Raw genomic sequence first — 19,474 nt, 5'->3', positions numbered from 1 at the left:
ACCATGACGTACCCCACTTCGCGCGACTGGATATTCTCGGTCAAGACTTTTGCGGCTTCCATGCTGGCGCTGTATATCGGCCTCAAGCTGGAGCTGCCGCGTCCTTACTGGGCGATGGCGACGGTCTACATCGTGTCGAATCCGTTCGTGGGCGCGACGCGTTCCAAGGCGCTGTATCGCGCGCTCGGTACCATGATCGGCGCGTCGGCGGCCGTGCTGTTCGTGCCGCCGTTCGTGGAGTCGCCCTACCTGTTCAGCGCGGTGGTCGCGTTATGGACAGGCACGCTGCTGCTTCTCGCCATCTCCGACCGCACCGCGCGCAGCTATGTGTTCATGCTGGCCGCCTACACCATGCCGCTGATCGCTCTGCCCTCCGTGATGAACCCCGCGGGCATCTTCGATCTCGCTGTATCGCGGACCGAGGAGATCGTGCTCGGCATTGTGTGCGCCAGCGTGGTCGGTGGCGCCATCTTGCCGAGCCGCCTCGCACCCACGCTGATCGAACGGACCGACGCGTGGTTCCGCGACGCCGCGTTCTACGCAAAAGAGACACTCTCAGGGCGGATGGGCGGCAAGACTATCTCGGCATGCCGGCAGCGGCTCGCGATCACGGTCAACGCGCTCGAGTTCCTGTTGAGCCAGCTTGCCTACGACCACACCCGGCCCGACGTGCTCGCGCGAGCGCAAGCGCTGCGTGGCCGGATGCAGTTTCTGATGCCGATCATGTCAGCGATCAGCGACCCGCTCGCCGCGTTGTTCAACGGCCGGAACCCGCCGCCACCGGGCCTCGAACCGCTACTCGCCGATATCGTCACATGGTTCGGCGAACCGCTGTCCGCGCGCGCGGACGCACCGTCGTCCATCAATGCCAATAACGACCCCAAGGCCGACGCTTTGCGCAGCCGGATCGCGGACCTGCAACCGGACGCAGACGCGCTGCGGACTTGGGAAGGTGCGCTGCTCTCAAACACACTGTGGCGTTTGAAACAACTGGTCGATGTCTGGCAGGATTGCCGCGCGCTGCGTGTGATCATCACGAACGAAGAAGGCAGCTGGCGGCCCCGTTATCGCCATTGGCGCATGGGCGGCACGCAGCAATACTTCGACCGCGGCATGCTGCTGTTTTCCGCGGGTTCCGCCGTGCTGGCCATTTTCATCGCGTCGAGCCTCTGGATTGCGTCCGGGTGGAACGATGGCGCGGGCGCGGTCACGCTGGCCGCGGTGGCGTGCTGTTTCTTCGCCGCCCTCGATGAACCCGCGCCGCAAGTGTTTGCGTTCTTTACCTACACCTGTCTTGCCGTGGTGCTCGCCGGGCTGTATCTATTCGTCATCCTGCCGACGGTGCACGATTTCCCCATGCTCGTGATCATGTTCGCGGTTCCCTTCATCCTGATCGGCACGCTGATCCCGCGCCCGCAATTCAATCTCGCGACCATGCTGACGGCTGTGAACACCGCCACGTTCATCAGTATCCAGGGAACCTACGACGCGAACTTCCTGACCTTCATGAACAGCAATCTGGCGGGCCCCGCGGGTTTGTTATTCGCGTTCGTCTGGACCCGCGTGACGCGGCCGTTCGGCGCTGAACTGGCGGCGGCGCGGCTGATCCGCTCGGGCTGGCGGGACGTGGCGCTGAGCGCATCGACCCGGCCCGTCGATGACCAGAAAAATCTCACCGCGCGCATGATCGACCGCCTGATGCAGATCATCCCGCGGATCGCCGCCAGCGACGACCAGCGTCATCCATCCATCGAGAGTTTTCGCGATCTGCGCATTGCCTTCAACTCGCTCGATCTGAGGCGTCTGCGGCGACGTCTGCACGACGCTGATCTCGCCTCGGTCGATCGCGTGCTGGAAGGTGTACGCGCGTATTTCCAGCAGTGCGTGGAGCGCGGCGCACGTCAACCGGTGCCGACGAGCCTGGAGACAGCTATCGATGTAGCGCTGGATCGCATCACGAGGCGCGGCGGCGCGGTGCACGCGGAAGCGGCCGCCGCGCAAGCGCAGCCGGACCAGGCGGCCGCCGTCCCCGGCCGCCAGATCCGCGACGCGCTGCATGCACTGGTGGGCATGCGTTTGTCGCTGTTCCCGGACACGCTCGCGTCCGCATTGCCGCCCCAACCGGAGCCTGCTGCATGACACGCCGCTCCTCCCACTCCTTTTTCAAAAGCACCCCGCGATGATCGGTGAAGTCGATATCTACGGTGTGTTCCTGCCCGCCGTCCTGGTACTGATGCTGGTTTCATACCTGTTCTGCCTGGTCGTCACGCGGGTATTCGCACGCGTCGGCCTGTACCGTTTCGTCTGGCATCGCTCCATTTTCGACCTCGCGATCTACGTGATCGTGCTTGGCATCGTGGTCATTGTTTCGCATCGGCTATTACCGTGAAATTATCGTGAAAAAAGCCTGGTTCTCCGTTGGACAAATTCTCTTTACGCTCGTCGTCGTGGCGATCGCCGCGTTTGTGTTGTGGCGGCTGGTCGACTATTACATGTTCGCGCCATGGACCCGCGACGGCCATGTGCGTGCCGACGTTGTGCAGGTGGCGCCGGACGTGGGCGGCCTGATCGTGAGCGTGAACGTGGTCGACAACCAGCCGGTGAACGCGGGCCAGGTGCTGTTCGTCATCGACCAGGCGCGCTACGCACTCGCGCTGCGCCAGGCCCAGGCAACCGCGCTGCAACGCCGTGCGACGCTCGATCAAGCCCGCAGGGAGGACGCCCGCAACCGCACGCTCGGTGACCTGGTCGCGCGCGAAGTAACCGAGGAAAGCCGCTCGCGCGTGCAAACGGCGGAAGCGGCGCTGGCGGATGCGGATGTTGCCATCGATACCGCCAAGCTTAATCTGCAGCGCACGACCGTAGTGAGCCCCGTCGATGGTTATCTCAATGATCGCGCGCCGCGATCCGGTGAATATGTGACGGCGGGACGCTCGGTGTTGTCGGTGGTGGATCTGCACTCTTTTCGCGTTGATGGTTATTTCGAAGAGACCAAGCTGCACGGGATCGATATCGGGCAACCGGTGGACATCAAGATCATGGGCGAGACGAAGATGCTGCACGGGCACGTGCAGAGCATCGTGGCCGGCATCGAGGATCGCGATCGGGTGCAGGGATCGAACCTGCTGCCGAACGTGAATCCGGCGTTCAGCTGGGTGCGGCTGGCGCAGCGGATTCCGGTGCGGATCGCGCTGGATGAAGTGCCGGCAGACTTTCGCATGATCGCGGGTCGCACGGCGACGGTGTCCGTGCGCGATATCGCACCGCTCGCCAAATCGAACCCGACGGCGGGTGCTGGTGGCGCAAGCGGTGTCGTTGCTGCTTCAGCTGCTTCCACTGCCGCCCCCGCGAGCGCCGCAAGCGGTGTCTTGCCGAATAGCGGCACTGCGTCCGCCTCCGCGGCGGGTGCGAGTCAATGAGCAAGTCAATGAAGATGCCGCGCGCTCTCGTCCTGACACCGTTCGTGCTCGCGCTTGCCGCGTGTTTTACGGTCGGTCCCGACTACTCGGTACCGAAAGACGCCGTCGTCAATGCACCCTTCGTCAACGCCCCGCTCGACGGCGCGGGTGGTCAGTCGACGGTATCAAGCGGGCCGGTGCCGGCGCACTGGTGGCGTCTCTACGACGACCCCATCCTCGACGATCTGGTCCAGCAAGCGATGGCGTCGAACACGGATCTGCGCGTCGCAGCGGCCAATCTCGGCCGCTCGCGCGCCGCGCTCAGCGTGGCGCAGGCGCAAGGCGGTTTTTCGGGCGGCACATCGGCTGCGTTCAAACGCGCGCAGGAATCGGCGGAGCAATACCTGCTCACGGAAAAGATTCCCGTCGCGAATGAAGGCGATATTGGTATCAACATTTCGTATGAGCTCGATCTGTTCGGCACGATTCGCCGGGGTGTGGAAGCCGCGCGCGCCGATAGCGACGCGACACAGGCAGCAGCCGATCTTGCGCGCATCACGGTAGTAGCAGATGTAGTACGGGCTTACGTGCAGAATTGTTCGGCGGCGGAAGAGCTGGGCATCGCGCAGCGCTCGCTCGACTTGCAGCGCCAACGGGTGTCCGTATCGCGGCGCTTGCAGCAGGCGGGTCGCGGCAATGCGCCCGATGTCACAAGCGGCCAGACGCAAGTGGAAACGCTCTCGGCGAATATTCCGGTCTACACGGCGCGCCGGCGGATCGCGCAATACCAGCTCGCCACGCTGCTGGCGCGCTCGCCCGCCGACCTGCCCAAGGGCGTCTTTGCTTGCAACAGGACGCCGGTGATCGCGCAGCCGCTGCCCGTCGGCGATGGCGCCGCGCTGCTGCGCCGGCGTCCCGACGTACGCGAGGCGGAGCGAAAGCTGGCTGGATCGACGGCGAGGATCGGCGTAGCCACGGGCGCGCTGTTTCCAACAGTGACCCTCGGGGCATCGGCGGGGCTGACGGGGATTCTGGAAGATCTCGGCACACAGCCAACTGCACGATGGGGCTTCGGTCCGTTGATAAGCTGGACCTTCCCGGTGAACGGTCAACGAGGGCGGATTCAAGAGGCGCAATACGGCGCCGACGCCGCGCTTGCCCAATTCGATGGCGTCGTGTTGAAGGCGCTGCGGGAAACGCAGTCGAGTCTCGCGACGTATGCCGCCGATTACACCCGCGCCGATGCATTGACGGCCGCGCAGAAATCAGCGGCTGAATCCGCTGATCAGACTCATCGTTTCTATGTCGCTGGACGGGAATCGTTTATCGCCGATCTGGATGCGACGCGGACCCTGACATCGACGAATGGGCAGTTGGCCGCGGCGAAAGGACAAGTCGCGCTCGATCAGGTCAACTTGTTCCTCGCACTGGGCGGCGGCTGGGAGATGGACCCAGCCCCGAATGCTGTCCCGAACCCCGCTTCAGACCCGGCCAAGGCAGCCGCCGCGCCGGTGGGAGCAAGTGCTGGCACTGCGAGTCAGTAACGTGGACGGATGGGTTCGCGGGCTGATGAGTTAGATCGTCCTCCTTAGTAACGATTTAGCTGGAGCGCGTTTTAACCGGCTAGGTCGACGCACGAATCACTCTCTTATAATCCGAGCGTCTCCTCATATTCCCCTAATTGCCCATGCGACGCATCCCTCAGCAAGAACGCGCCGAACGGCGGATGCAGGACATGCTCACGGCCGCGGGCGCGGTCATCGCGGAACGCGGTTTCGACGCCGCCACCATGACCGAGATCGCCACCCGCGCCGGCACCTCCATTGGCGCGGTGTACCAATACTTCACCAACAAGAATGTGCTCGCCGTCGCCCTGCGTACCGAGTACGGGGACCGTATGGACCAGCGCTGGAGCGCTTTGTCAGAGCAAGCGCGGATTGCATCCACGCCCGATCTGGCCGCGCAACTGATTGACCTGATGACCGGTTTCATCAGCGAGCACCCTGCCTATTTGGCCTTGCTGGCGGCATCGATTCCATCCAGTCGCAGCGACGACGACAGGCATCGGCTGCGCCAGCGCTTCGCTGAGTTGTTCGCGTATCGCCGCCAGGACTTGCCCCCGGCGGACGCCCTTCGCATCGCGGAAGTGCTGCTGCAGATCGTCAAAAGCCTCGTGCCGCTCTATACGGCGGCCAAGCCGAAGGAGCGCCGCCTGCTCGTCGATGAATACAAAACTGTCGTGACCGCTTATCTGGCAGAACGCGTAAGCTAAGCCCAAAGCCGCCCCTGGGATCATTTTTCCCGGCGGCATGCAGGTTGCTTCGAGGAACTTCCAGCGCGCATGCCCATACTAGGGGAACATGTGCCATGTACTTCGATACCCCCGGCCTATGAAAACGTTCCATTGCAATCATTGCAATCAGTTGGTGTTTTTCGAGAATTTTCGCTGCGAGCGCTGCGAATCGCTGCTTGGTTTTATCCCTGAAATTGCCGAAATCAGCGCTTTCGAAGACGTGGGTGACGGCCTCTGGCGCAGCCGGCACCCTGAACACCGGGACACGCTGTTCAAACGCTGTCATAACTACGAAGTCGAAAAAGTCTGCAACTGGATGGTGCCGGCCGAGTCCTCCGACCCGCTGTGTCACGCCTGCCGCCTGACGCACACCATTCCCAACCTGCGCGTCGCGAACCGCCGCTACTACTGGTTCAGGCTGGAAGCGGCCAAACGCCGCCTGCTGTACACGCTCGGTGCACTGGGTCTGCGCGTGGAGTCACGTCAGGTCAACCCGAAAACCGGGCTGCAGTTCAAATTCCTGGAGGACAAGCGCGGCAAAAGAGTGCTGACCGGTCACGATAGAGGCCTGATCACCATGAACATCGCGGAAGCCGATGACGCGCAACGCGAACGCGTCCGGCTGTCGATGGGCGAGCCGTACCGGACCTTGCTGGGCCATTTCCGGCACGAGATTGGTCATTACTATTTCGATCGGCTGGTCGCCAACACGCCGTGGATCACGGATTTTCGCGCTCTATTCGGCGACGAGCGGGCGAATTATCGCGAAGCGCTGCTCAAGCATTACAAGGATGGAGCACCGCCGGACTGGGGGAAATCGTTTGTCAGCGCTTACGCGACCACGCATCCATGGGAAGACTGGGCGGAAACCTGGGCGCACTACCTGCACATAGTGGACACCGTCGATACCGCCATGGCCTGCGGCGTCGCGCTCATGCCGGGGAACTCGCTGGACCCTACGCTGGAGGCCAGGCCGCCGCCTGGCGAAGCCACCTTCGATCATCTGATGAAACAGTGGTTTCCGCTCACCTACGCGTTAAACAGCCTGAATCGCAGTCTCGGCATGCCGGACGCCTACCCGTTCGCCCTTGCGCCGCCCGTCGTCGAAAAACTGCGATTCGTGGATCGGGTGATCGCCGCGGCTAGGCACGCCCAGCCGTCGCCAGGCGTTGCCGTTTCAGCGATGATCAAATCGTCAGCGACCAGCAGCGATCGGCAGCCACTAAGCGGCTGACCCCGGTACGCTTTTCAGCGCGGCAGCGGCGGCGCTTGCATCGGGATGAGCAGCACTCGCGCCATGCAGCGAGACCTTCGACGTTTCCGGCAACATCAATCCACCGATCAATCCCATTATCGCGATCACGATCAAATACAACGCAGGCGACATGTTGTTGCCCGTCGTCGTGATCAGCCACGTGGCGACGAGCGGCGCCGTGCCGCCGAACACCGTATAGGCCAGGTTGTAGGTAATGGCCGAAGCGGTATAGCGCGTGCGTGTCGGAAACACCTCTGACAACAACGGCGCCGTCACCACGTTCGCCAACACCGCGCCAATCGCCAGCAATCCCACGCCAATCACCGACGGCAAAAAGTGCCCGGACCCCGCCAGCGAGAACGATGGATAGACCATGGCGATCAGGATGACGCACGCCGTCAATACAGTCTTCCGGCGACCTGCCCAGTCCGAATACAGACCGGCCAGCGGACACAGCGCCGCCGCGAAAAACAAAGCAATGACCGTGATCAGCAGCGACGTCGCGCGATTCAACCCGCCCGCCACTTGCAGATAAGTCGCGAAATAGGTGGTGAACATGTAGAACGACAACGCCGTCACCGAGATAAACGCCCCCAGCTTCAGAATGCCCGCTGCCTGCGTGCGCAGCGTGTCGCGCAACGGCGCATGCGCCACATTGTGCTCGCCCTCAAGCGCGCGAAAAGCCGGGGTTTCGCTGAGATTCATCCGTAGGTAAAGACCGATCAGGCCGATGGGCGCGGCGGCCAGGAACGGTACGCGCCAGCCCCAGGTGCTCATGGCATCGGCGGAAAGCGACGCGTCGAGCGCGTAAGCAACGATCGCAGCCACCGCGAAGGACGAGAACGTCGATACCGGCACAAAGCTGCCGTAACTCGCCCGCTTATGCTGCGGCGCGTGTTCCATTACGTATGCGCACGCGCCGGCATATTCACCGCCCGCGGAAAAACCCTGCACGCAGCGGATGACCGTCAGCAGGAACGGCGCGAGCGCGCCGATCGCACCGTACGTGGGCAACAAACCGATCAGCGTGGTCGCCCCGGCCATCATGAGGATTGTCAACGCGAGCGTGCGCTTGCGGCCAATACGGTCACCAATCACGCCAAACACAATGCCGCCCAGCGGCCGGAATGCAAATGCGACGGCGAAAACGGCAAAGGTCTTGAGCAGTCCAACCGCCGGGTCGCCGCTCGGGAAGAACTCCCGCGTAAGAATGGTCGCGAGAAAACCATACGCGGCAAAGTCGAACCACTCGACGAAATTGCCGATCGATGCCGCGAAGATCACCTTACGCAGCGTTTTCAGATCGACTTCAGGGGGCGATGCTTCCAACGTTCTCGACATTCGATGACTCCCGGGAAAAGGAACGGTGATGCAGGATGGTTTTTTAGCGTGCCGGCACACCGAAAACGCGCTGGATGGGTCCCTTTGAGTAGATGCGACCATAAACCCCGCTCCTAGAACGATCGCGTCATGGTGATAGGACCGAAGCGACATCGCTCCCGCCAGCTACGCGCGGGCCGACGCGAACACAGCGCTCCTAACGAATGGGAGCATGGCCTGCCATCTGCAAAATCTGCGTGCAGCGTAAAACACTCACTTCTTCCCGTGCGTGCCCGCATATTTGAATGTCCCTTGCGCGCTCGCAATCAGGAGCTTGTCATCGACCCACGCTTCGCCGCGCGAGAAAAAGATGCTGCGACCTTGCCGCTCGATAAAACCCTTCGCCGTCACGCTCTTACCCAACCCCGTGTCGAGATAATTCACCGTCAGCGAGAGCGTGAAACCATGAATGGCTGGTTCACCCTGCTCCGCATAGACACCTGCGTAACCGCATGCGGCATCGAGCAGGGTTGCCACCGCTCCGCCTTGCAACACGCCCTGCCGGTTCAGGTTACGGGCTTGAATCGGCATGCGGAACTCCGCGTAACCGCTCGACCACGCAACGAGGCGTGCGTCTAGGAATTCGAGAAACGGATTATCGAGAATGAAATCGGACATCGAAAAGAGCTCCTGCCGGAAAGGAATGTTCAATCAAGACTGTGCCATGACGCAGCGTTTGGCGTGCGAAGTCACTCGTCCGCCCCGCGCGCGAGTCTTTCCAATTTGGAAACGGTCGTGGAAAATCCACCGATTTTCAGGCCGTCCGCGCAGGTTCATCATGTCCGTATAACGCGCCATCATCCGACATGAGGAGCCCCATGAAACGCCTGTATATCCAGGAAGTCGCGACCCGCGACGGCTTTCAGAACGAAAAACAATTCGTCGATACCGACGCGAAGATCGCCTTGGTCAACGCGCTGAGCGCATGCGGATTCGCAAAGATAGAAGTAACGTCGTTTACATCGCCGAAAGCCATTCCCGCGCTGCGCGACGCCGAAGCCGTAATGCATGGCATCGCGCGGCGCGAAGGCGTGGTCTACACCGCGCTCGTGCCGAACGTGCGCGGGGCGGAACGCGCGTTGTCATGCGGTGTCGATGAAGTCAACCTCGTGATGTCGGTGAGCGAGACCCACAACCGCGCGAACCTGCGCATGAGCCGCGATCAGTCGTTCGCGCAGTTGCGCGAAGTGATCGGCGTGGCGAAGGCAACGCCGGTGGCCATCAACGTGTCGTTGTCCACGTCGATGGGTTGCCCCATGGAAGGTGACGTCGCAGTGGAGGAAGTGCTGCGCTGGACCGAGCGTTTCGCCGAACTCGGCGTGCACGGCGTGACACTATGCGACACCACCGGCATGGCCTTCCCCTCACAGGTAAAGACACTATGCGAACGGGTGCGTGAGGCATTCCCCACACTCGAGCTCACGCTCCACTTCCACAATACGCGCGGCATGGCGCTGGCCAATACGCTGGCGGCGTTGAGCGCGGGCATCGATCGTTTCGATGCCTCGCTTGGCGGCATTGGGGGGTGTCCCTATGCACCCGGTGCAACAGGCAACGTGTGTACGGAGGAACTGGTACATATGCTGGAACTGGACGGCTACGACACCGGCGTCAATCTCGCCTCGGTGCTCAGCTCAGCGGCGTTGCTGCCAAACCTGATAGGTCACGACGTACCAAGCCAGATCCTCAAGGCCGGGCGCCGGCTCGACCTGCACGATGCGCCGCCAATGGACGCAGGCGGCGCCCCCACACAACAGGCATTTGCCAGGGAAGGAGCGTGACATGGCTATCATCGATCACCTGGATCACCTCGTTCTGACTTGCATCGATGAAGCGGCGACGCGCCATTTCTACACCGAAGTCCTGCAGATGAAGCTCGAAACCTTCGGTGCGGGACGGAGCGCGTTCAAGTTCGGCAACCAGAAAATCAACGTGCATGTGCGCGGCAAGGAGTTCGAGCCGAAGGCGCATGTGCCGGTGCCGGGCGCGCTGGACCTGTGCTTCATCGCGGCCGTGCCTCTCGACGACGTGATCGCGCACTTGAAGCAGTACGAGTGGCCGATCATGGAAGGGCCGGTCGAGCGTACCGGCGCCACGCAGAAAATCCGCTCGGTCTACGTCCGCGATCCCGATCTGAACCTGATCGAGATTTCCGAGTTGATTTAAAACGGCCACGCAGGGTTTGCCGTGCAGCCGTGCAGCCGCGTATCGCGTATCGCGTCTGAATACGCCCCCGAATACGCCCCCAATAAGCGATATCAAACAGCGCCCGGCGCATCCACGCGTTTGCGCCGGGCCATATGACCGCTCGTTCCCCGCACACCCGGCTCTCTCACTCCGGCAGCCGAATCCCCGACAAGCGCTCACACGCCTCGATCAACCGATCCTGCAAACCCGCATCGCGGGCGGCAGCGCTCGGCTCGCGCCGTTTCATATGGAAGAAATATTTGCCGGTCACCCTTGCGGCAGGATCGTCGCTGACGGCGAGCCAGGCCTGTGTTTGCGGCGCCGCCTTCAGGTCATCGGGGGCGCCTGAACCGCCCATCTTGGTCGGTACCCAGCCCGGATGCACGGCATTTGACAACACGCCAGGCCAGCGGCGCGCCACGCCGAAAGCAAGCAGGACGTCGTGCAATTTTGAATCGGAATAGGCGCTTGTGCCTTGCCAGGACCGCTGTTGCCAGAGCAGATCGTCGAGACGGGTATCGCCGCTTTCATGCAGCCCTGAGCTGAGATAGACAAGACGTTGAGGTTTATCGATCAGTGCGCTCAGGATGTACGGAGCGAGCGTGTTGATCGCGAAGACGTGCGGCAAGCCATCCACGGTCTCGATGCGCCGCGGCTCGCGATACCCTACGGCGGCGTTATGAATCACGGCATCAAAGTGTCCGAGCCGGTTGACCTGTTGAGCCACGCGGGTAGTCTCTTCGATACTCGACAAATCGCCGGACACAGCGGCTTGTGCGCCCGATACGGCTTGCATCGCTTGATGCGCACGCTCGGCATGGCGGGCATGCAGCACCACCTGATGCCCCTGCGCGACAAGCAGACGGGCGGCCATTTGACCGAGTCCGTCGGCGGACCCCGTAATGAAAATGCGTGACATAGCAGTACCTTATAAAGATCAGACGAATAAGCGCCGGAGGAATGATGATCCGGTAAACATGAAAGCGAGCGTAGCGCGAGAGGTTGCCGTTAGCGAGCGCGCGCCCGTCATCACGCCGATGACATGCAGTCATGGCGGATAAGCACTTGGGATTTGTAAAAAACGATGTTTGCTTCAGGCGCGTGGTCAGCTAAAGTAATCGATCACGCCCTTTTTCGAGTGAGCGAATCATGGACGTCCCTGAAGATATTGCCGACATGGCCGCCCCCAAACCGTCGCGGCTCTTTTCGTCGTCCGCACGAGATGCGGGCTTAAGCCTCGTACGCAATCTCTCGATCCCGAAGCCCTTTCCCGAAGCCGCCCTCGAAGCCCAGTTCCTCGAAGACCATAGCCTTCGTTTCTGCGCGTTCCGCCGTGCATCGGCGTTGCTCGCGTTGAGCGTTTGGGTCTGCTTCCTGTGGTACGACTTCAACTTCGGGCGCGAAAGCGCAGTACTTGCCCCCGTCTTCATGCAGATCATGGCGCTGCGGCTGGCCGGCATCGCGTTGCTGGTTTTCGTCGGCAGCCTGACCTTGAGGGCCTCGTTCGCGACTCACGCCACGTCCCAGCGCGTGATCCTAACCGGCGTCTACGGCTGCAACTTGATACTGCTTTTGCTGGTGGCCTTGTCGCCGGGACCGTTCAATTACACGTGGTATTTCGTTGGTCTCTACCTCGTATTTTTCTTCCAGTTCGGCTTCTTCTACCTGAAGTCCAGAGTGGCGCTGACGGCCGCAGTGGTCACGTTTTCATCGGTCATCCTGCTGCAACTCACCATCAGGATTCTCTCGCCCGAAGACTTCTACATGGGCCTGTTCTATCTCTTCAACGTGGTCGTGATCGGTCATGGTGTGTGCGTGCATGCAGAGCGGGTGTCGCGTGAGCGCTTCGCGGCGGAGCGTGCACTCGGTGTGCTCAATAACGAGCTCCTCACCGCAAACGTTCAACTGGAAAAAAAGCACCTGGACTTGCTGGCGTCGAAGAAAGATCAGGACACCAAGACCAACGCATTGCTCGCGCTCAAGGAGCAGCAGATGCTGGCCGCGGAAACCGCCAGCCGAGAAAAGTCGAATTTCCTCGCCGCCGCCACACACGATTTGCGGCAGCCCATGCACGCGCTCAATCTCTTCCTGCAAGCTGCCGCCGAAGCGCTTCATCACGACGATGTAACCGAAGCCGCCCGGCTGATTGATGAATCCGGCCGTTCGTCGGTGATCCTTGCGCGCTTCCTGAACGCGGTGCTCGATCTCTCGCGGCTCGAGTCGGGCCGGGTGGTGCCGCGCTATCACGTGTTCGACCTCAAGATCGCCGTGCTCGAGGCCGCCGAACAACTGCGCCCGCTCGCGACCATGCACGGCGTCGAGTTGCGGCTGCGCATGCCCCAGGCGCCTGTGTTCGTGCGCAGCGACGCGCATTGGCTTGGGCGGGCCATCGTGAACCTGGTGTCGAACGGCATTCGTTACGCCGATGCCAGCAAGAAAGCCGAGCCGGTGGTCATTGTGGGCGTGGTGCGTTCGGCCACGCGAACCCGCATTGATGTGGTCGACAACGGCATTGGCATTGCGTCGGAACATTGGGATTCGATCTTCCAGCCGTTCTTCCAGGTGGGCAACGCTGAACAGGACAACGATCGGGGACTGGGTCTCGGTCTGTCCATCGTGAACGCCGTGGTGTCCATCTTGGAGGAGCATCGGATTGAGTTGAAATCGACCGAAGGACGCGGCTCGCGCTTCTCCCTCGAAATGCCCATTTGCGGTTCGCCGCTCGGCGAAACCGCGCCGCGTGCGCGGGGTGATACCGCCGATTTGCAGACCGTGCCGCTGGACGGACTTTATGTGTTGCTGGTGGAGGACGACAGCCTCGTGCGGGCATCGACGGAAGCGCTGCTCGTGCAATGGGGCATGCTGTTCGACTCCGCGAGCAGCTTTGAAGAGTTTGAGGAGACGCTGAACACCATCGAACGTTATCCGGATCTCATCATCACGGATTTCCGGTTGCGCGATTCAAAAACAGCGCGCGACGTGGCCATGCTCGGTGCGACGAAAATTGGGCGACGCTGCCCGTGCCTGGTCGTCACAGGTGAGCCGGCGGCGACCATCGTGCCGCTCGCATGCGACCACGACGTGCTGAGCAAGCCGGTGAGTCCGGCGGAGTTACGCCGGCAGATCGCGTCGCTGATATCGGGTCGCTCGGAGGCAGATGCGGCGAGGGTTTGCTGAGGGGGAATGAAATCGACCACCCGGAGCACGGGTGGTCGACAACCTGCTGATACTCGGCGGGATTGTAGAGGCACAAATAACGGCAAAGCCTCGTTCACGCTTGTTTTTATAAATCTCTCAGGTCAAGCCTTCCCTACCGTGTGGCGCCCGCAGTCGCGGCAATGCCCATCGGCATCTCAATACCCCGCCGCGCCATTTCCACAATGAGGAACGTCCGACGGGTCACATGAAACCGGGCGAGCAGATCGCTTGAATACTCCTTGGCGGTGTTCTCGCTGATATTCATTTTTCTCGCGATCGCCTTGTTAGACAAACCCTGCAACAAATAGCGCAGCGTCTCGGTCAGGCGTGGCGGCAGGTTCAGCGACTCTACCGTCACACCGGAATGCGTGGACACCGGTTTAGGGCTGTGGCCGCCCTTTCCCAGCACGCTATTGGGCAAATACACGCGGCCGCTCAAAATTGTCTTGAGAGCCTCGCGAAACACGCCCGCTCCTTGCTCACTCGCCTTTGAAATAAAGCCGCATGCGCCGCTCCTGATGCATTCCAGCACCGTATCGCGATCGTCTTGTGCGGACAGCATGATGGTCTGTACCTCGCGCTCCTGCTCCCCGATCCAGTTCAGCAGATCGAGTCCCGTGGAATTGCCCCGTAATTGATAGTCGAGGAAAACGAGATCGTACGAGCGCGCGGACAACTTCTCCGTGGCCTGTTCGAAGCCGTCAGCCTCATCGATATCGAGCAACGGTTCGTTGGCAAGGATCAGGCTTTTCATGGCGCTTCTTGTGAGCCCCTCATCCTCGACCAGCAGCACCGTTTTGAAATTGCCGTTTTCCATTGCTATTCCCGTAAATCACACCCTGATGGTAACGGCATGTCGGGGTCTCGCCACCCCCCCTTTCGCAGGGATACGAAGGGGGGTCTGCGGCCCCCCCGAAAAATTCGCCCGCGTCCCCTCCTCGACCGGGTTTTGCGGCGAACGCTTAACCGCGACACTGCGTCATCGGTTCCGCAGTAATCCCATCGCCGGACTCGAAGTTGCCGTCCATAAAGGTAAAGCGGCCCCGGCGCCCCATCCAGTCACAAAAACCAGGAGGAGGACACCATGAGCAGTCGTTCAGGCACAGATGACGAGAGACACTTTGCATTATGGAGCGGCAAGCAGGCACGTATGCCGATTGGCTCGCCGCGGGTACTGATCGCCCACCAGGACAAGTTGATAGGGGAATCGCTGGCCGCGCTGCTGCGGCTGACCGGGTTGCAAGTCATGCATACCCAGAGCCTGAAATCGGCGCGCTCACTGCTGCAAAACTGGAAGCCCCAGGCACTGATACTGGACACGCGGCTCGACAGCGAATCCGGCTATGCCTTCATCAGCGCGCTGCGCCCCGATGCCGACATCAACGGCCGGCTACTGGTCGCGATCAGCAACATCTGGCCGGCCGATCCTATTGAAAGCCTGAAAGATGCAGGCTTCGACGCCCACTGCCGGCGACCCTGCGCCACCTGGCGCCTGGCAGAAATGCTGGCCACTTACTTCTCGATACCGAAGCGGCACCAATACTGAAGCCGCGCTGAATTTACACTGAGTTCACGCTGAAACAGCGCCGATGCCGACGTCGACGCCACTCACACCGGCTGCACCCAGAGGCAAGCTCAAGCAAGCGCAATGACGATCAACACCGCGCCACCGACCGCTACGACGTCTTCTATCAGCGCCGCCGGCAAATCGCGCCCCAGTGCGCGAGCCAGCGTACCGCGGATGCTCGCGCCACCCAACGTGCCGATGACTGCGCCGATCAGCCCGGCCACCGCGCAGCCAATCATCGAGCCCGCCGCCGCACCCAGCGCGGCGCCGCTCACCGCACCGGTCACAAGCCGTGCGCCGAATTGCGTGGGCACCTTGCGGCTGGGGGTTTTCGGGAGTTGGTCAGTGATGAGTTCGCCAATGGCAAGCACGCTCAGGATATAAGGCGTGACGGTTGCACCAAGGAAGGCGAGGGGCGTGTGCTGGACGGGCAACCATCCAAGATGCGCCGCCCAGCTTACGGCGGCGGGAGCGGTCATGGCGCGAAGGCCGGCGACAACGCCAATCAGCAGGGCAAGAAGATATAAGGACATCGACGGCTCCGGTTCCTGGTGCGTTCGGGATGAGCACGCTGCTGGGGTGCACGTGCTCGCCCGACAGGAATACCGCAAAACAGCGGCGTTAGAAAGGGATAAAGACACATCGATGCAGCGAGCAAGCCGCTGACAGGCAAGGCCGGGACGGCACCCGTTTTGTTCGTGAGACGTTTGACACTACAGATAGATGAACGCACCGGACAAACGAACGCTTAAAAGCCTAGTATCGATACAAAGAGTACAGCGCGATGAGACCAACTCAAAAAATCATTTGGATAACGAATCATAGTTTGATCGACAGCGTCAACGGACCTAAGAATATAGCGCGATCAGCACATAAAAAACGCGGCCAACCGAAAAGCTCAGGGACAATCCGTTAAAGGCGGCGCAACCGCAGTCGCGCCACCTCGTTCACTTGCCGGACAGCAACCGTGCGTCAGAACGTGCTCCAACCCTCCTCGCCGACGCTCGCCGTTTTAAGCGGTGCACCCAGCACAGCCGGCGAGCGTTGAATGGCTCGTCTGGTAACCGGCAAAGCCGCAACGCGAACCGCCGGCTTGACCGTCGGCTTAACAGCCGGACGTGACGCAACCGTCGTGCCCTCCATCTGGAAGAACGCCACCGCCTCCGTCAACTGCCGGCCCTGATCCTGCAGTGACTGGGATGCCGCCGCGGCTTCTTCCACCAATGCTGCGTTCTGCTGCGTGACTTCGTCCATCTGCGTGATGGCCTGGTTCACCTGTTCTATGCCTCGGCCCTGCTCAATCGATGCCGCCGCAATCTCCTCCATGATGTCAGTGACTCGCGCGACCGCCTGGGTCACCTCCGACATCGTGTCGCCGGCCTGGCTGGCAAGGGCCGAACCGTTCTTAACTTGTAGCACCGAGTGTGCAATCAGGTCCTTGATCTCCTTGGCCGCATTCGACGACCGTTGCGCGAGACTGCGCACTTCGCTCGCGACCACCGCGAAACCGCGGCCCTGTTCACCGGCACGCGCCGCTTCGACCGCCGCGTTTAACGCCAGGATATTGGTCTGGAACGCGATCCCTTCAATAATTCCCGTAATCTCCGCAATCTTCGCCGAACTTTCGCTGATGCCTTGCATGGTATCGACCACCTGCCCGACCACCTTGTTGCCGCGCTGGGCGACATCCGAAGCGCTTGTCGCAAGCGCGCTGGCCTGCTGCGCGTTTTCGGTGTTTTGCTTGACCGTCGATGTCAGCTCTTCCATGCTCGCCGCCGTTTCCTCCAGCGACGCGGCCTGTTCCTCCGTGCGCTGGCTGAGGTCGGTATTCCCCGTGGCAATCTCCGACGACGCACTCGCGATGCTGCCGCTGCTTTCACGCACGCGGCTCACCGTTTCGATCAGCCGCGCGTTCATGTCGGCGAGCGCGCTGAGCAACTGGCCGGTCTCGTCGTTCTGAGTGACCACGATGCGACTGCGAAGATCGCCGCGTGCCACCGTGCTGGCGACATCGACGGCGCGCCGGATCGGCAGCGTGATCGAGCGCGTGATGAACGCGCCCGCCGCCAACGCCATGGCGATCGCGGCCACGCACATGGCGATCAACAGGTTTCGCTGCATCTGGTATTGACCTTCAGAGTCGCGCACCAACTGGTCCTGGCGGTTACGAGTGAAATCGGCGTAGGCATCCGTCGCCTTCACGAGCGCAGCCAGCAGCGGCCGACATTCGTTATCCATCTTGACGATGGCCTCGTCGTGTTTGCCGGCCAGCGCGAGCGCCACGATGTCGTTCGCAACCGGTCCGTACAGCATCTCCACGCGATCGATCTCACCCACCAGGCTGCGTGCGGTGTCGCTGCTATCGGGTCCGCTCGCGACCATCGTTTTCAACAGCTTCAGCTTCGCCTGGACGTCTTCCGACGCACGCGTGACGTCGGCCTTCTCGGTTTCCAGGTCCGACGGTTTCGTCACCAGGACAAGATTACGAGCCGCAATGGCACGTCGGTCCACTGCCGTGCGCACCTGCGCTGCCATGTCGGCCCGTGCGCCAGGACCATGGACGTAGCTCGAAAAACCATCCGTGGAACTGCTCAGCGCGTGCAGCGACATTGCTGACACACCGAGCACGATGGCTGAGAGCACGCCGAATCCCGCAATGAGTTTGCTCTTGATGGTCATGTGTTTGAGGTTCACGTGGTGACTCCTGCCCGAACGGGCTCTGACGGCTGAATAGCCGCTGCCGTCCTTGGCCCCCAAGAGCCGGCAGCGGTATGAGTGCAGCGCGGGCACATCGATCCGTGTGTCCGCGCGCCGTGCCTGTCGCAAAGTGTTCGTTGACGGCGAGGCTCTCACCCCTCGTTCGCGTTAAGCTTTTCTGATGCTCCGTCACACATTTGTCGACACAGGCAAATGGTTTAACGACCGCACTGGAAGATTGCTTGAGGGTAAAGATGTAAAGTTTGTACAAGTATTTTTTGGCTTCGTTTAATAGCCTATGCAAGGCGAGCGCGACGGCGTCCCCCTGGAGCAAACGCTTATTCGGCAGGCTTAAAACGAAACGGCGCACCTGAGGGTGCGCCGTCGGGACACATGCGCTTGTTGCGCGTGCCAATAGACGATGAGAGCAAGCCGACTGGATCGAACTTGAGAAATCTGACTTGAAACATCAGACTGGAAAAAACGGATGTCTGGAGCGTGCTTTCAACAGCAGACCATATCGGTAAATTAAGTAATTACCCACCGCGACCCGTCGCGGACGATCAGCCGCGGGTGTCGACCCATTCCCGTGCCCACTTGCGTGAGTGACCGAGCGCTTGCGCTTCGTTCTTGAAGTAGTCCAGAACGTGGAACTGGTAGCGATTACCCTTCTCGCTGCCGCTATGGCGCTCAAGCAAAAGGTTCGACGCGAATGATCCATCTGGCAGACGATGCGCGGAAGGAACGACTTTATAGCCGTTGTACAAATAAATATTAGAATTATGCATGAGTGATACACACGAACAAACGCGGGTCCGACAAATATTGATTGTCAGGACGCGTTGATAACAGGCACAAGGCCTTAAAAATTCGCAGAGGAAACAGCAGAAAACAGCAGAAAGCAGCCGAAATCACAAGCGCGACAACGAACAATTATCGTTCGTTTTAAATCGCGACGTGTGGCAGCGAAGTTGCAGGAGATTGCAGAGGGACTAAAGCGGACTAAAGTGGAAGTGCAAACAAATGCAAGCAGAGGCAGACAGGTGCAATGCTGATGGTAGCGGCGCCGTTCAATAAAAGCGACCACCGCAACCGGGAACCGAAGCTCCGCGAAAACATTTACTGCACGCGTAAATTGACGTGAGCCAATTTACGCGGTAAATCAATTACACCACCAATTACAGCGGGGTAATGTTCGAAGCTTGCAGACCCTTCGGGCCTTGCTTGGTTTCGAAGCTAACCTTTTGGTTTTCAGCGAGCGTCTTGAAGCCGTCGCTACGAATTTCCGAAAAGTGGGCGAAGAGGTCGTCGCCGCCTGCGTCAGGCGTAATGAAGCCGAAGCCCTTGCTGTCGTTGAACCACTTGACGATACCGGTATCCATATTAAATCCTTGAAAATATAAAAATGATGCAACCCCGTATTGAGGCGAGAGAAGCTTCAAGGAAGTGAGAGGACAACAAATACCGCGGAGATAACGAGGCAGAATGATGAACAGCAA

18 protein-coding genes are annotated in these 19,474 nt (G+C 60.9%); 10 read left to right on the top strand and 8 right to left on the bottom strand.

Annotated features, from left to right (window positions below):
• Positions 1-3: 3 nt before the first annotated feature.
• From BSU04_RS03755 to BSU04_RS03730, 6 genes are all read left to right on the top strand, one after another.
• Entirely contained in the window at positions 4-2,139 is a 2,136-nt protein-coding gene (locus BSU04_RS03755) for an FUSC family protein (protein WP_089159329.1), read from the top strand.
• Positions 2,140-2,179: 40 nt separating this feature from the next.
• On the top strand, positions 2,180-2,389 hold the full coding sequence (locus BSU04_RS03750) for a DUF1656 domain-containing protein (RefSeq protein ID WP_089159328.1): 210 nt from the start codon (positions 2,180-2,182) through the stop codon (positions 2,387-2,389).
• A gap of 7 nt (positions 2,390-2,396) precedes the next feature.
• Positions 2,397-3,419, top strand: coding sequence for an efflux RND transporter periplasmic adaptor subunit (locus tag BSU04_RS03745; RefSeq protein ID WP_089159424.1), 1,023 nt, complete (start codon positions 2,397-2,399; stop codon positions 3,417-3,419).
• Positions 3,416-4,942, top strand: coding sequence for an efflux transporter outer membrane subunit (locus tag BSU04_RS03740; protein WP_373452788.1), 1,527 nt, complete (start codon positions 3,416-3,418; stop codon positions 4,940-4,942). Before BSU04_RS03745 ends, BSU04_RS03740 begins: the two co-directional genes overlap by 4 nt.
• A gap of 143 nt (positions 4,943-5,085) precedes the next feature.
• Positions 5,086-5,670: a TetR/AcrR family transcriptional regulator gene (locus tag BSU04_RS03735; protein ID WP_089159326.1), complete on the top strand. Its 585-nt coding sequence runs from the start codon at positions 5,086-5,088 to the stop codon at positions 5,668-5,670.
• Positions 5,671-5,788: 118 nt separating this feature from the next.
• The gene (locus BSU04_RS03730) at positions 5,789-6,925 is read left to right on the top strand and encodes a zinc-binding metallopeptidase family protein (protein WP_089159325.1); all 1,137 of its coding nucleotides are present in this window, start codon (positions 5,789-5,791) and stop codon (positions 6,923-6,925) included.
• On the opposite strand, the gene BSU04_RS03725 is transcribed toward BSU04_RS03730, so the two are convergent.
• Positions 6,914-8,287 carry an MFS transporter gene (locus BSU04_RS03725; protein WP_089159324.1) on the bottom strand — a complete coding sequence of 458 codons (1,374 nt, stop codon included), beginning with the start codon at positions 8,285-8,287 and terminating at the stop codon, positions 6,914-6,916. The genes BSU04_RS03730 and BSU04_RS03725 overlap by 12 nt on opposite strands.
• A 252-nt stretch (positions 8,288-8,539) precedes the next feature.
• Positions 8,540-8,944: a PaaI family thioesterase gene (locus BSU04_RS03720; protein ID WP_089159323.1), complete on the bottom strand. Its 405-nt coding sequence runs from the start codon at positions 8,942-8,944 to the stop codon at positions 8,540-8,542.
• Positions 8,945-9,132: 188 nt separating this feature from the next.
• Between BSU04_RS03720 and BSU04_RS03715 the strand changes: the two genes are divergently transcribed.
• Together BSU04_RS03715 and BSU04_RS03710 are read left to right on the top strand one after the other, a co-directional pair.
• The gene (locus BSU04_RS03715) at positions 9,133-10,107 is read left to right on the top strand and encodes a hydroxymethylglutaryl-CoA lyase (protein WP_089159322.1); all 975 of its coding nucleotides are present in this window, start codon (positions 9,133-9,135) and stop codon (positions 10,105-10,107) included.
• Between the two features lies 1 nt (position 10,108).
• Positions 10,109-10,492 carry a VOC family protein gene (locus BSU04_RS03710; RefSeq protein ID WP_089159321.1) on the top strand — a complete coding sequence of 128 codons (384 nt, stop codon included), beginning with the start codon at positions 10,109-10,111 and terminating at the stop codon, positions 10,490-10,492.
• A 166-nt stretch (positions 10,493-10,658) separates the two neighbouring features.
• On the opposite strand, the gene BSU04_RS03705 is transcribed toward BSU04_RS03710, so the two are convergent.
• A complete protein-coding gene (locus tag BSU04_RS03705; protein ID WP_089159320.1) occupies positions 10,659-11,432 on the bottom strand; it encodes an SDR family NAD(P)-dependent oxidoreductase in 774 nt (257 codons plus the stop codon).
• Positions 11,433-11,662: 230 nt separating this feature from the next.
• Here BSU04_RS03705 and BSU04_RS03700 point away from each other — a divergent pair, with 230 nt between their 5' ends.
• Positions 11,663-13,690: an ATP-binding response regulator gene (locus BSU04_RS03700; protein ID WP_089159319.1), complete on the top strand. Its 2,028-nt coding sequence runs from the start codon at positions 11,663-11,665 to the stop codon at positions 13,688-13,690.
• A gap of 133 nt (positions 13,691-13,823) precedes the next feature.
• Here BSU04_RS03700 and BSU04_RS03695 read toward each other — a convergent pair whose 3' ends face one another.
• Positions 13,824-14,528 (bottom strand): response regulator, encoded by a 705-nt coding sequence (locus BSU04_RS03695; protein ID WP_089159318.1) that lies wholly within the window; start codon positions 14,526-14,528, stop codon positions 13,824-13,826.
• A 267-nt stretch (positions 14,529-14,795) separates the two neighbouring features.
• On the opposite strand from BSU04_RS03695, the gene BSU04_RS03690 reads away from it, so the two are divergent.
• Positions 14,796-15,257 (top strand): response regulator, encoded by a 462-nt coding sequence (locus tag BSU04_RS03690; protein WP_089159317.1) that lies wholly within the window; start codon positions 14,796-14,798, stop codon positions 15,255-15,257.
• An 89-nt stretch (positions 15,258-15,346) separates the two neighbouring features.
• Here BSU04_RS03690 and BSU04_RS03685 read toward each other — a convergent pair whose 3' ends face one another.
• The 4 genes from BSU04_RS03685 to BSU04_RS03670 form a co-directional block, all read right to left on the bottom strand.
• The gene (locus tag BSU04_RS03685) at positions 15,347-15,811 is read right to left on the bottom strand and encodes a DUF4126 domain-containing protein (RefSeq protein WP_089159316.1); all 465 of its coding nucleotides are present in this window, start codon (positions 15,809-15,811) and stop codon (positions 15,347-15,349) included.
• A gap of 439 nt (positions 15,812-16,250) precedes the next feature.
• On the bottom strand, positions 16,251-17,957 hold the full coding sequence (locus BSU04_RS03680; protein WP_089159315.1) for a methyl-accepting chemotaxis protein: 1,707 nt from the start codon (positions 17,955-17,957) through the stop codon (positions 16,251-16,253).
• 581 nt (positions 17,958-18,538) lie between these two features.
• Positions 18,539-18,763, bottom strand: coding sequence for a hypothetical protein (locus BSU04_RS03675; RefSeq protein ID WP_089159314.1), 225 nt, complete (start codon positions 18,761-18,763; stop codon positions 18,539-18,541).
• A 390-nt stretch (positions 18,764-19,153) separates the two neighbouring features.
• A complete protein-coding gene (locus tag BSU04_RS03670; RefSeq protein WP_031362000.1) occupies positions 19,154-19,357 on the bottom strand; it encodes a cold-shock protein in 204 nt (67 codons plus the stop codon).
• Between the last annotated feature and the right edge of the window lie 117 nt (positions 19,358-19,474).

The organism is Caballeronia sordidicola, assembly GCF_002220365.1.
In the GTDB taxonomy this organism is placed as follows: Bacteria; Pseudomonadota; Gammaproteobacteria; order Burkholderiales; family Burkholderiaceae; genus Caballeronia; species Caballeronia sordidicola_C.
Note: the sequence above shows the minus strand (reverse complement) of the source record. Positions and strands in the feature narration are given on the sequence as shown.